This is a genomic window from Pseudomonas sp., assembly GCF_041601375.1.
Taxonomy (GTDB): domain Bacteria; phylum Pseudomonadota; class Gammaproteobacteria; order Pseudomonadales; family Pseudomonadaceae; genus Aquipseudomonas.
Genome location: NZ_JBFIIG010000129.1, coordinates 1 through 12,229, shown reverse-complemented (window position 1 = coordinate 12,229; position 12,229 = coordinate 1). Strand labels below are relative to the sequence as shown.

At 64.4% G+C, this 12,229-nt stretch carries 11 protein-coding genes; 8 read left to right on the top strand and 3 right to left on the bottom strand.

All coding sequences use genetic code 11. The features are described from left to right. Positions 1-307: 307 nt before the first annotated feature. The gene (locus ABZE94_RS15690; protein ID WP_372876427.1) at positions 308-1,237 is read right to left on the bottom strand and encodes a LysR substrate-binding domain-containing protein; all 930 of its coding nucleotides are present in this window, start codon (positions 1,235-1,237) and stop codon (positions 308-310) included. A 177-nt stretch (positions 1,238-1,414) separates the two neighbouring features. Here ABZE94_RS15690 and ABZE94_RS15685 point away from each other — a divergent pair, with 177 nt between their 5' ends. The 6 genes from ABZE94_RS15685 to ABZE94_RS15660 all read left to right on the top strand — a co-directional run bounded on the left by ABZE94_RS15685 (position 1,415) and on the right by ABZE94_RS15660 (position 7,246). Continuing rightward, positions 1,415-2,119, top strand: a complete 705-nt coding sequence (locus ABZE94_RS15685; RefSeq protein WP_372876426.1) for a pirin family protein — start codon at positions 1,415-1,417, stop codon at positions 2,117-2,119. Between the two features lie 154 nt (positions 2,120-2,273). Then, entirely contained in the window at positions 2,274-2,966 is a 693-nt protein-coding gene (locus ABZE94_RS15680; RefSeq protein WP_372876425.1) for a hydrolase, read from the top strand. 93 nt (positions 2,967-3,059) lie between these two features. Continuing rightward, entirely contained in the window at positions 3,060-3,332 is a 273-nt protein-coding gene (locus ABZE94_RS15675; RefSeq protein WP_372876424.1) for a XapX domain-containing protein, read from the top strand. An 83-nt stretch (positions 3,333-3,415) separates the two neighbouring features. Continuing rightward, on the top strand, positions 3,416-5,416 hold the full coding sequence (locus ABZE94_RS15670; RefSeq protein ID WP_372876423.1) for an amidohydrolase: 2,001 nt from the start codon (positions 3,416-3,418) through the stop codon (positions 5,414-5,416). 13 nt (positions 5,417-5,429) lie between these two features. Beyond that, a complete protein-coding gene (locus ABZE94_RS15665) occupies positions 5,430-5,630 on the top strand; it encodes a hypothetical protein (RefSeq protein WP_372876422.1) in 201 nt (66 codons plus the stop codon). Continuing rightward, positions 5,627-7,246: an MFS transporter gene (locus tag ABZE94_RS15660; protein ID WP_372876421.1), complete on the top strand. Its 1,620-nt coding sequence runs from the start codon at positions 5,627-5,629 to the stop codon at positions 7,244-7,246. The genes ABZE94_RS15665 and ABZE94_RS15660 overlap by 4 nt, the downstream gene beginning before the upstream one ends. A 470-nt stretch (positions 7,247-7,716) precedes the next feature. Here ABZE94_RS15660 and ABZE94_RS15655 read toward each other — a convergent pair whose 3' ends face one another. Both ABZE94_RS15655 and ABZE94_RS15650 read right to left on the bottom strand, forming a co-directional pair. Beyond that, the gene (locus ABZE94_RS15655) at positions 7,717-8,226 is read right to left on the bottom strand and encodes a ProQ/FinO family protein (RefSeq protein WP_372876420.1); all 510 of its coding nucleotides are present in this window, start codon (positions 8,224-8,226) and stop codon (positions 7,717-7,719) included. Between the two features lie 249 nt (positions 8,227-8,475). Next, positions 8,476-9,171 (bottom strand): tRNA (adenine(22)-N(1))-methyltransferase TrmK, encoded by a 696-nt coding sequence (locus tag ABZE94_RS15650; protein ID WP_372876419.1) that lies wholly within the window; start codon positions 9,169-9,171, stop codon positions 8,476-8,478. A 665-nt stretch (positions 9,172-9,836) separates the two neighbouring features. On the opposite strand from ABZE94_RS15650, the gene glgA reads away from it, so the two are divergent. Next, the gene (gene glgA, locus ABZE94_RS15645) at positions 9,837-11,396 is read left to right on the top strand and encodes a glycogen synthase GlgA (RefSeq protein WP_372876418.1); all 1,560 of its coding nucleotides are present in this window, start codon (positions 9,837-9,839) and stop codon (positions 11,394-11,396) included. Between the two features lie 9 nt (positions 11,397-11,405). After that, positions 11,406-12,229: alpha-amylase family glycosyl hydrolase (locus tag ABZE94_RS15640; RefSeq protein WP_372876417.1), on the top strand; the 824-nt coding region annotated here is incomplete at its 3' end.

The following is a 12,229-nucleotide window of genomic DNA, read 5'->3' as shown; positions in this document are numbered from 1 at the left end:
TGCCGAGGGGCGCTGTCCGCAGTGCCTCACCACCATCGCCGGGCGCTTCGACCAGCATGCCGGCGACTTCGGCCAGCGCCGGATTCCGCTGCGGCTGAACCCTAACCCCTGAGCAGATGAGCGTCCTATCGATGGGTGGCAGCGACGCTGCGCCGTAGACAGTTCGGCAACCGCTATCGGCCAAAAGCGCTCAGTTGGCGCAGATCGGTGACCGTGGTTTGGTTGATGTTTGTCCACGCCTGCGGAGATATGTCCGCCCATGTGCATGTCGGCTAGGCGCAGTCCTCATCCGATTCAAGGTGGCAATTCACTCCAACTTCCCGCCAGCCTGCGCCCACGGCGCGCTAGCGAAGCGCTCGGCCAGGTAGTCGATCAGTGCTTGCACGCGAACCGGGCGGCTGCGTCCTGGAGGGGTCACGATGTGCAGCGCGATCGGCTCTACTTGCCAGTCCTCCATCACCGTCTCCAACGCCCCCGATTGCAGGTGCTTCCAGACCAGGAACTCGGGCTGCAGGGCCATGCCCAGTCCCGCCTGCAAGGCTGGCTCCAGCGCCTCGGCATTGTTGGCCAGCAATGATGTGGGCATTGCCTGGGTGAACTCGCCATGCCGTTTGTGCCGGAAACGCCAACTGCTGCCTCCACGCGAATAGCTGTATTGCAGTGCGCGGTGCCCGGCCAGGTCGCGTGGGTGGCCAGGACGCCCATGACGCTCGAAATAGGCCGGGGTGCCGACCAGCAGGATACGCACGGTGCATAGGCGCCGGGCCAGCAAGCTGGAATCGGCCAGGGTCGAGATCCGCAGGGCCATGTCGAAGCCCTGGGCAACCAGATCGAGCAATTCGTCGCTGAAATTGACGTCGAGCACCACATCGGGGTGGCGCACCATGAAATCCGGCAGCATCGGCGCCAGGTGCGAGAGACCAAACGACATCGGCGCCGTCATCCGGATGAGCCCGCGCAGGCTGGTCGACTGCTCGGTCACCTCGGCCTCGACCGCTTCACCCTCGGCCAGGATGCGAGAGGCACGCTCCAACGCGGCGTGGCCACTCTCGGTCAGCGACATCCGCCGCGAAGTGCGATGGAACAGCATGGTCTTCATGCGCCCTTCCAGGCGTGTGATGGCCTTGGAAACGGTGGCCTGCGACAGGCCGAGTCCGGCCGCGGCGCGGGCGAAGGAGCCCGTTTCCGCCACCTTGGCGAAGATCGCCCACGCTTCGAGATCCGGTAGTTTCTTCATGGCAGTCCGGGAAATAATCCGATCACATCGATCCCATACTATTCTCCGAAATGAGCATCAGATTTGCCACATATAACAACAAAAGTGGAAAGAATTACTTTCCATTAATTCCATTCTCAGCACCAATCCAGCTGCCTATAGTGACTCCATCGAAACGAACTCGACCTGGAGAACAGCATGATCGAACGCCGTCCCTTCGACAGCCTCGGTGGCGCCCACCACGGTTGGCTCGATGCCAAGCATCATTTTTCCTTCGCCGAATACCATGACCCGACGCGCGTGCACTGGGGTGCGCTGCGGGTCTGGAACGACGACACCATCGCGCCGGGCACAGGCTTCCCGCCGCACTCGCATGCGGACATGGAGATCATCACCTACGTCCGCGAAGGCGCGATCACCCACCAGGACAACCTCGGCAACAAGGGCCGCACCGTGGCGGGCGACGTGCAGGTGATGAGTGCAGGCACCGGCATTCGCCATTCCGAGTACAACCTGGAGGCGGATATCACGCGCATCTTCCAGATCTGGATCATCCCCGACCGCAGCGGCGAGCCACCAGCCTGGGGCTCCAAGCCGTTCCCGAAAGGCGACCGTTCCGGCCAGTTCGTGGCCCTTGCCAGCGGCGCGGAAGGCGATGAGGACGCGCTGCCGATCCGTACCGACGCACGGGTGCTGGGGGCGACGCTGAAAGCCGGCGAGACGGTCGAGTACCGCTTCGCCGACGCCAAGCGCTACGGTTACCTGGTGCCGGCCAAGGGCAGGGTCGAGGTCAACGACGTGCTGCTGGAGGTGCGCGATGGCGCCGCGATCCACGGAGAGGAGCTCATCCGGGTTACTGCCCGCAAGGATGCCGAGCTGGTCCTGGTGGACGCCGCCGGTTGAGCCGCAAGTTTCACGGTGCGGGGGATTTCGCGGCATCCCCGGCACCGGGCCCGTCCCGGTGGTTCTCGCAGCCACCGGTCCCGGCCGAATGCTGCGCAGGCAGCAGCGTGTGCCGCCGCTTTCAAACCCGTTCAATCCTTGAAGGAGATCCACCATGTCCAACAAGTATCTCGAAGTCCTGACTCCGCAGAACAGCCAGGTCATCTTCATCGACCAGCAGCCGCAAATGGCCTTCGGCGTGCAGTCGATCGACCGTCAGGTGCTGAAGAACAACGTCGTGGGTCTGGCCAAGGCCGCCAAGGCGTTCGGCATCCCCACCACCATCACAACCGTCGAGACCGACGGTTTCTCCGGCAACACCTATCCTGAGCTGCTGGCCGTGTTCCCCGAGAACAAGCTCCTCGAACGCACCTCGATGAACTCCTGGGACGACCAGAACGTGCGCGACGCGCTGGCCAAGCACGCCGCCGCCGGCCGCAAGAAGATCGTCGTCTCAGGCCTGTGGACCGAGGTGTGCAACACCACCTTCGCGCTGTCGTGCCTGCACGACACCGACTATGAAATCTACATGGTCGCCGACGCCTCCGGCGGCACCTCGGTCGAGGCACACAAGTACGCCATGGACCGCATGGTCCAGGCCGGCATCGTGCCGGTGACCTGGCAGCAGGTGCTGCTCGAATGGCAGCGCGACTGGGCGCGCAAGGAAACCTACGACGACGTGATGGCGATCGTGAAGGAACACTCCGGCGCCTACGGCATGGGTGTGGACTACGCCTATACCATGGTGCACAAGGCTCCAGAGCGCGTGCAGCACGGCGAGCGCATCGGCCCCAACCCAGCCAAGTAAGCCCGCTGTGGCAGGAGGCGTCGCGCGCATGCGGGCGATGGCTCCACGCCACGGGAGAATCGGCACACCAGTAGCCGTGAAGCGAGGTGAAGCATGAAGCTCTATGCCCTGTCCCTGGGCGCCGGCCTGCTGGTCGGCGTTGTCTACAGCCTGCTCAACGTGCGCTCGCCGGCGCCACCCTTGGTAGCCCTGGTCGGGCTGCTCGGGATCCTGGTCGGTGAGCAGGTCATTCCGATCGGCAAGCAACTGCTCGGCGGCACGGCCTTCAGCGCCGCCTGCGACAAGACCCAAGCCACCAGCCATCTGTTCGGCCAACTGCCCGGACGGCACGCCAAACCAGAGGCGGAGGAATCCGAGCGAACCTAAGCAAGCTGTCTTGGCGCTCGCCCACCAGGCAACAGCCTCCGGGGTGGGCATTGTCGAACCCCCGGATGTGAGGGCCGCCACCTATGACATCCCGCCGAAAATTCCTCGGCGCCGCCTCGACGCTGGCGCTGGGTAGCGTATTGGGGCGCAACGCCGTCGCCGAAATCCTCAGAACAGGAGAGTCCACCGTGACCGATTCCGCTCCCGAAATCATTTTCCGTAATGGTCAGATCACCACGCTCGATCGCGCCAATCCCGTCGCCAGCGCCGTCGCCATCAAGGACGGTAAGTTCCTCGCCGTGGGCTCGGACCAGGAGGTCATGTCCCTGACGGGTTCTGGCACCCGGGTCGTGGACCTCAAGCACCGTAGCGTGCTGCCCGGCCTGTTCGACAACCACACCCACTTGATCCGCGGTGGCCTCAACTACAACCTGGAGCTGCGCTGGGACGGAGTGCGAACGCTGGCCGACGCCATGGACATGCTCAGGCGCCAGGTGGCCATCACGCCTGCGCCGCAGTGGGTGCGCGTGGTCGGCGGCTTCACCGAGCACCAGTTCGCCGAGAAGCGCCTGCCGACCGTCGCCGAGATCAACGCGGTCGCGCCCGACACGCCGGTGTTCCTGCTGCACCTGTACGACCGTGCGCTGCTCAACGGTGCCGCGCTGCGCGCCGTCGGCTACACCCGGGACACCCCCGAGCCACCGGGCGGCCAGATCACCCGCGACGCCAACGGCAACCCCACCGGCCTGCTGCTGGCCAAGCCCAATGCGATGATCCTCTACGCGACGCTGGCCAAAGGGCCCAAGCTGCCGTTCGACTACCAGGTCAACTCCACCCGCCACTTCATGCGCGAACTCAACCGCCTCGGCGTGACCGGCGTGATCGACGCCGGCGGCGGCTTCCAGAACTACCCCGACGACTACGCGGTGATCCAGAAGCTGGCCGACGAGGGGCAGATGACCGTGCGGCTGGCCTACAACCTGTTCACGCAGAAGCCCAAGGAGGAAAAGGAGGACTTCCTCAATTGGACCTCCAGCGTGAAGTACAAGCAGGGCAACGACTACTTCCGCCACAATGGCGCCGGCGAGATGCTGGTGTTCTCCGCGGCGGACTTCGAGGACTTCCGCCAACCACGGCCCGACATGCCGCCGGAGATGGAAGGCGAACTCGAGGACGTGGTGCGCATCCTCGCGCAGAACAGGTGGCCGTGGCGGTTGCACGCGACCTACGACGAAACCATCACGCGCGCGCTGGACGTGTTCGAGAAGGTAAACCAGGACATCCCGCTGCAGGGAATCAACTGGTTCTTCGACCACGCCGAGACCATCTCGGAGAAGTCCATCGACCGCATCGCGGCGCTCGGCGGCGGCATCGCCGTGCAGCACCGCATGGCCTACCAGGGCGAATACTTCGTCGAGCGCTACGGCGCCCGTGCCGCCGAGGCGACGCCTCCGGTCAAGCGCATGCTGGAAAAGGGCGTGAAGGTCTCGGCGGGCACCGACGCCACCCGTGTGGCCTCCTACAACCCATGGGTGTCGCTGTCCTGGATGGCCACCGGCAAGACAGTCGGCGGCCTCGGCCTGTATCCGCGGGCCAACCTGCTTGATCGCGAGACCGCGTTGCGCATGTGGACCGAGAACGTCGCCTGGTTCTCCAACGAGGAAGACAAGCGCGGACGCATCCAGGCCGGTCAGTTCGCCGACCTGATCGTGCCGAGCAAGGACTACTTCACGGTCCCCGAGGACGAGATCTCCTTCCTCACCTCCGACCTGACCGTGGTCGGCGGGCGCGTGGTCTACGGTGCGGGTGACTTCGCGCCGCTCGACGACAACCCGCTGCCACCGGCCATGCCCGACTGGTCGCCGACTCGCACCTTCAAGGGCTACGGCGCCTGGGGCGAGCCCGACGGGGCCGGCAGGAACTCGCTGGCGCCGTTGCGCGCCCAGGCCGCGGCTTCGTGCGGCTGCGCCAGCTCCTGCGGCCTGCATGGCCATGACCACGCGCGCGCCTGGGCCTCCAATGCCCCGGTATCGGACGCCAGGAGCTTCTTCGGTGCCCTGGGCTGCTCCTGCTGGGCCGTGTAGAGGAGACTGCCCCATGCCTACGTCCAACTCGTTCGAGCGCAAGCTGGCCGCTGCCGTGCGGCCGGTGCTCGGCTCGCCCGCCTTGCGTTTCTGGGAACTGCCGACGGGGCAGGAACGCTTCATGGCCGCCAATTCGTTCTTCGAGCATCTCGGACTGGTGGGCGGATTCCTGCTGGTCGCCTGGTTGGATCTGAAAGAGCGAGAGGCGTCATGAGCAAGGAATCAGCGCAATCGGTTTCCGCGTCTGCCGGTAGTTTCGCGCCTCTGCGGCAGACGCTTTTTAGAGCCCTGTGGGTCGCGACGATCATCGGCAACACCGGTAGCTTCATCCGTGATGTCGCCAGTGCCTGGATCATGACGGATCTGTCGCCATCGCCCGCGGCCGTCGCGCTGGTGCAGGCCGCCGCGACACTGCCGATTTTCCTCCTGGCGATTCCCGCCGGCGTGCTGTCCGATATCCTCGACCGGCGCAAGTTCCTGATCGCCATCCAGTTCCTGCTGGCCAGTGTCAGCATTTGCCTGATGCTGCTGTCACTCGCCGGTCTGCAATCGGTCACCTCGCTGGTGGCGCTGACCTTCCTCGGCGGCATCGGCGCGGCGCTGATGGGGCCGACCTGGCAGGCCATCGTGCCCGAACTGGTGGAGAAGAAAGACCTCAAGAACGCGGTGGCGCTCAATTCGCTGGGGATCAACATCGCCCGCGCCGTCGGCCCGGCGCTGGGCGGGCTGATCCTCGCCAGCCTGGGGGCGGCGTTCACCTATGGGGTGGATGTCATCACCTATGTTTTCGTCATCTCCGCACTGTTGTGGTGGCGGCGACCAGTGGCCGCACAGGATGTGCTGGCCGAGCGTTTCCCTGGCGCATTCCGCGCGGGGCTACGTTATGCCCGCGCCAGCCGCGAGCTGCATGTCGTCCTGGTGCGCGCTTTCGTCTTCTTCGCCCTGGCCAGCTCGGTCTGGGCTCTGCTGCCGCTGGTGGCGCGCAGCCTGCTCGGCGGCGGCGCCGGCTTTTACGGCATCCTGCTTGGCGCCGTCGGCCTGGGCGCGATCGCTGGAGCCATCATCATGCCAAAACTGCGTGAACACCTGAGCGCTGACGGCCTGCTGTTGCTGGCGGCGCTGGTGACGGCGGCGGTCATGGCCTTCCTCTCGTTCGCGCCGCCGCAGTGGGCGGCGGTGGCTGCCTTGCTGGCGCTGGGCGCGGCCTGGATCACTGCGCTGACCACGCTCAATGGCGTGGCGCAGGCCATCCTGCCCAACTGGGTGCGCGGCCGCTCGCTGGCGGTGTATCTCACGGTGTTCAACGGTGCCATGACCGCGGGTAGCCTGGGCTGGGGCGCAGTGGCGACACTGATCGGCGTGCCGTTCACGCTGCTGACGGGTGCCGCCGGCTTGGTCGTGCTGGGCCTGGGCGCCCATCGGCTCAAGCTGCCTAAGGGCGAGGCCGACCTGATGCCCTCCAGACACTGGCCCGAGCCGCTGACGGCGGCACCGGTCGAGCATGATCGGGGACCGGTACTGATCCAGATCGAATACCGCATCTCGCCGGAGGAACGCGCCGACTTCCTCAAGGCGCTGGCCCGGCTGTCGGCCGAGCGGCGGCGCGATGGCGCCTACGCCTGGGGCATCACCGAGGATGCGGCCGATCCTGGCCTGATGCTCGAATGGTTCCAGGTCGAGTCCTGGGCCGAGCATTTGCGTCAGCATCACCGGGTTTCCAAGGCGGACGCCGACATACAGACCGAAGTGCTGCGTTTCCATCGGGGCGAAGGCAGGCCCGTGGTACGGCATTTCCTGGCATTCAACCACCCGAGCGAAGGTCGGGCATAGGGGCAGGTAGCGAGACAAATATGCAGTTCGAGGCGCTTCGTTTACTCGTTGCCGGTGTTGCCGGGCTGGGCGACGGTGGCCAAGGCATACGGCCACTGGAAGTCGTCCGCACCGCTACCGACCCTCCCCAACCAGCAGCTATGTGTCGACTGCTGCCGGTCATCACCGGCCGGAATCGACCCATAGTGGACGCTGGCGAATGGCAGGTATCGGCCCAGGCTGTGTAAAAACGCTGACTCCGTTTTGAAGTCTGCGTTGCTACTTAAAATCTGCCGCAGCTTGGTCAGTCAGCAGACCTGAAATTTGCGTAGGAGCGCGATTTTTGTTCCGATTCAGACCCTCGAACCGGCTCGAAAACGTTTTTACACAGCCTCGGCCGTTTGCTGCCCTTCGAATCGCCTTTCCATCACCTCGCGCACCTTGCCAGTGACTGGAGTGATTGGGCGACTCAATGCCGAGCGCGAGTGAGTTTAATCCACGATCGGTTCAACAGCGGTATCGGCGGCGGGGACCTGTATACGCTCTTTCGGCTTTGTCTGATTACGTCGTGCTTGTCCGCGCTGCCGCTTAGCCTGCTGCTTGGCATGCAGCGCCTGAGCCGCCGTCACCATGCCAACTGCCTGGCCGCTCAAGTCCAAGCGCGGCGCATTCTCCGTCATGCTTGCCCAGTATCGACTTCCCCGGCACCAGGTAGCGATGCCCTGCTTGAGCTGTTCGCTGGATATTCCGAGCAGCTCCAGATGTTGCTCGGCATCCTTGAGAATGCCCTCCTTTAGCGGAGCCTTGGGGGCCGGATTGACCGGAAAGGCCAATGGAAAGTGCTTCTGCAATCGCCAGATCGCTTCCACCGCCGGGTCTTGCTCACGAGGCTTCGTTTGCAGGGGGGGCTTCCGCTTGCGCTGCTTCGTGCTATCAGTCTGTACCTGCACTTTTTCGGCCCGCAGGCGGTCACGTAGCTCAGCTAGTTGTTCAAAACCCATCGTTCAGTTCGCAACTTCATGGTTGATTCGTGGTGCAAGGTTATCCCATGCAGTCTTTTGAAAAAACCTATTCAGGAGTCGGCACGATCAAGGCAAGTGATCGCGACATCCCAGTCGCTCGCCGACGAGCAAAGAAACGGCAGGGTATGTGGCTGCTTTGGAAAGATTAAGGATAAGGGGCTGCTTCTGGCCGATCTCTGCCAGTGGGTAACAAACAGCAGTCGACCAGAAAAAGTCACTCGTAAAGGCTCAAGCCAGCAGTTCAATAATCCACTGCGTCTGTCGGGCGAGCTTCTGCACCTTCTCCTCGGGCACCGCCTGCCGCGCCTGAGCGAGGTCGGCCAGGGTCTGCTGCTTCAGACGTAACATGCGTTGCCACTTGGCCAGGAACGCCGGGCTGCGCTGCTGCATCTGCAGCGGGCCAAAGTACAGTTCCTCGGCGGTGTAGATCACCGGCCCAGAGCGTTCGGCAACGATGATTTCGTATGCAAAGCGGTTTTCCCGCAGCACTTCCTCGCAAAGGATGCGGTAGCCATTGTCCATCAGCCATTGGCGCAGCGGTTGCTCACCGCCGTTGGGCTGCAGGATCAGGCGCTCCCGACCACTCAGGCGGGACTTGCCGCTGTCGAGGATGTCGCGAATCTTCTCGCCGCCCATACCGCAGAGGCTGATTGCCGTGATTGCGTCTTTCGGTTCGATTGCCGCCAAACCATCTGCCAGGCGCACGCTGATCAGTTGGCTCAGGCCGCTCTCGCGTACGCTACGTTCAGCCGCGTGGAATGGTGTCAAGGCCACCTCCCCAGCCACCGCAGTCGCGATGGCACCACGGCTGATCAACGCCACCGGCAGGTAGCCGTGATCCGAGCCAATATCGGCTAGCCGCGCACCTGCTGGCACATGCGCCGCCACACGCTCCAGGCGCATAGACAATATCTGTTCGTTCAACTCCAGCCCCTTTTCACCATCGGCGTCCGGCACCTTTGGCCGAATCGGAGCGAGATTTTGTCGAGCAAAGCCGTGCCTGGCAAATCCTTGCGACCAGCGCTATGGATCTACCCGAAGCTACCGCTCGGGATTCACCCACCGCGAACCTTGTTGACGGGCAGCTGGTAGCCGTTATTGGTTGAAGAACAACTTCAAGGCTGGGCTTCAGCCCACCGATCCTGATCGCCGAATCTTGGTGGGCTGAAGCGGAACGCCGCCCGGCCCACCGGACGCGCAGATTTGCGGTCAAAAAGCGCTTGCACCACTAACGCAGACATAGCCAAAAAGAAGACCAGCGGCGGCTCAACGATCAGGGACGAGCCACATCCTTGTGGGCTGATGGCTATAGTCAATGGGTAGGTTGAATTTCAGCCATAGGTACATTTTCCCGGCTGCGAGGAAAAGAATGGATGAAGCGAAGCCCTGCTCGCAGGGCCAGAACACTCGATTATTCGGCTGGTTAGAAGCTCAGGAAATTGCGTATTTTTCAGCGGCGCATCGAGTCCCGGTTCGGCGGTCGCCATTTTTGCCCGGGTACTTTTTTTCAACAGGGCGTAGGGAGAACATCCCGCGCGCCGCCCGTTTTTTTAGCTTCCTACCTGGATCATCTGTTTACGGAGGACTCAATGGTAGATTCCCGACTACAGTTCCCAGCTCAAGAGCGTCGCAAAAATAATGCTGCTGCAACCAACCTGTACGCCCCCGGCAATCCCAATCTGCATCTTCACAGCTTCCAACCGGGCAGGCGCAATATCCTCTTCGTCACCTCCGAGCTGGGCGGCCTGATCAAGACCGGCGGTCTCGGCGAAGTCTGCGCCGCCCTGCCCCGCGCCCTAGCCGACCTCCACGATGTTCGCGTGCTCCTGCCCGGCTACCGCGAAGTGCTCGACAGCGGCTATCCGATCCGGGTGGTCGGCCGCATCGGCGGGCATGCCGCTCTGCCGCCCTGCAAGCTCGGGCGCATCGATTTCGACGATGGGCTGATCGTCTACCTGCTGCTCTGCCCGGAGCTGTATGAGCGCCCGGGCAGCCCCTACACCGACGAAAAGGGCCAGGACTGGGCGGACAACCATATCCGTTTCGCCCGCCTGGGCCTGGCGGCCGCCGAAATCGCGGCGGGCAACAGCGGCATTCTCTGGCGTCCGGACCTGATCCACGCGCATGACTGGCCGGCGGCACTGGCCCCGGCCTACCTGCACTGGCGCGGCCAGACCACCCCCAGCGTGTTCACCATCCATAACCTCGCCTACCTGGGCCTGTACAGCCTGGGATGCCGCCCCGAACTGGGGATTCCGGCCGCGGCCTGCCAGCCCGAGGGCCTGGAGTTCCATGGCAAGCTGTCCTATCTCAAGGCCGGTATCGCCTATGCCAACCGGATCACCACCGTCAGCGCGACCTACGCGCGGGAAATCACCACCGCCCAGTTCGGTTGCGGCCTGGAGGGCATACTCGCGAGCAAGACGCGCCAAGGCCTGCTCAGCGGCATGCGCAACGGCATCGACGAGAGCTGGGATCCGCAGAGCGATCCCCACCTGCTGGACAACTTCAGCAGCGGCGACTGGCAAGGCAAGGCGGCGAATGCCGCCTACGTGCGCCAGCGCTTCCAGTTGCAGCCCTCGGCCGGGCCGCTGTTCGCCGTGGTCTCGCGCCTGGTGCAGCAGAAGGGTATCGACCTGACCCTAGCGGTCGCCGCCGACATAGTCGCCGCCGGCGGGCAGCTCGCCGTCATCGGCCGCGGTGAACCGCTGATCGAGGAGCGCATGCGCCAACTCGGCCAGCGTTTCCCCGGACGCATCGGCGTGCATATCGGTTTCGATGAAACCGACGCCCGGCGCATGTTCGCCGGCAGCGACTTCCTGCTGATGCCGTCGCGTTACGAGCCCTGCGGGCTCAGCCAGATGTATGCGCAACGCTTTGCCTCCCTGCCGATCGCCCGGCGCACCGGCGGCCTGGCGGACAGCATCGAGGATGGCACCAGCGGCTTCCTGTTCGACCACGCCGACGCCGCCAGCTATTGGCAGGCGATAGAGCGCGCGCTCAAGGTCTATGCCCACCCCCGCTTGTTGCATGCCATGCGCTGCCAGGCAATGACCTCGCGCTTCTTCTGGAGCCAGGCGATCGCCCCCTACGCCGAGCTCTACCTCAACCTGCTCGAGCGCCGGCGCACGGTCCGCGGGTCGGTCTAGGAAGCGGCCATGACAGAGCTGCACGACCGCCCCCACCACCACGGGGCCCAGCTACTCGAGGCCGGGCGTACGCGTTTCTGCCTGTGGGCCCCGGATGCGCAGACGGTCGGCGTGGCGATCGAGGGCGGCGCATGCTGGCCGATGCAGGCCGAGGCGGCCGGCTGGTTCTGTGGCGAAATCGCCTGCGGCGCCGGTACGCGCTACCGCTATTGCATCGATGGCGAATTGCACGTGCCCGACCCCGCCTCGCGGGCCCAGGCCGGCGACGTCCACGCGCCGAGCCTGGTGGTCGACCCCCGGGCCTATCACTGGCAGCACCCCGAATGGTGCGGCCGGCCCTGGCACGAGGCGGTGATCTACGAAGTCCACGTGGGGGCGATGGGCGGCTACGCGGCGCTCGGTGAACGCCTCGCCGACCTGGCCGAGCTGGGCATCACGGCGATCGAACTGATGCCCCTGGCGGAATTTCCCGGTGCGCGCAACTGGGGCTACGACGGTGTCCTGCCCTATGCGCCGGAAGCCTCCTATGGTCCCCCGGAAGCGCTCAAGCAGCTGATCGACCAGGCCCACGGCCACGGCCTGATGGTCTTTCTCGATGTCGTCTACAACCACTTCGGCCCGGACGGCAACTTTCTCGGCCACTATGCCAAGGCTTTCTTCCGTCACGACCTACCCACCCCCTGGGGCGATGCCATCGACTTTCGCCGCCCGCAGGTGCGCGATTTCTTCATCGACAGCGCCCTGCAATGGCTGCAGGAGTACCGCTTCGACGGCCTGCGCCTGGACGCGGTGCACGCCATCGACGACAAGAGCTTCCTGCACGAACTGGCGGC

Excerpts from the sequence above, each read along its gene's own strand:
- glgA (WP_372876418.1), top strand. The coding sequence starts at position 9,837 with ATGGTAGATTCCCGACTACAGTTCCCAGCTCAAGAGCGTCGCAAAAAT.
- ABZE94_RS15670 (WP_372876423.1), top strand. The coding sequence starts at position 3,416 with ATGACATCCCGCCGAAAATTCCTCGGCGCCGCCTCGACGCTGGCGCTG.
- ABZE94_RS15665 (WP_372876422.1), top strand. The coding sequence starts at position 5,430 with ATGCCTACGTCCAACTCGTTCGAGCGCAAGCTGGCCGCTGCCGTGCGG.
- ABZE94_RS15660 (WP_372876421.1), top strand. The coding sequence starts at position 5,627 with ATGAGCAAGGAATCAGCGCAATCGGTTTCCGCGTCTGCCGGTAGTTTC.
- ABZE94_RS15675 (WP_372876424.1), top strand. The coding sequence starts at position 3,060 with ATGAAGCTCTATGCCCTGTCCCTGGGCGCCGGCCTGCTGGTCGGCGTT.
- ABZE94_RS15655 (WP_372876420.1), bottom strand. The coding sequence starts at position 8,226 with ATGGGTTTTGAACAACTAGCTGAGCTACGTGACCGCCTGCGGGCCGAA.
- ABZE94_RS15690 (WP_372876427.1), bottom strand. The coding sequence starts at position 1,237 with ATGAAGAAACTACCGGATCTCGAAGCGTGGGCGATCTTCGCCAAGGTG.
- ABZE94_RS15680 (WP_372876425.1), top strand. The coding sequence starts at position 2,274 with ATGTCCAACAAGTATCTCGAAGTCCTGACTCCGCAGAACAGCCAGGTC.
- ABZE94_RS15685 (WP_372876426.1), top strand. The coding sequence starts at position 1,415 with ATGATCGAACGCCGTCCCTTCGACAGCCTCGGTGGCGCCCACCACGGT.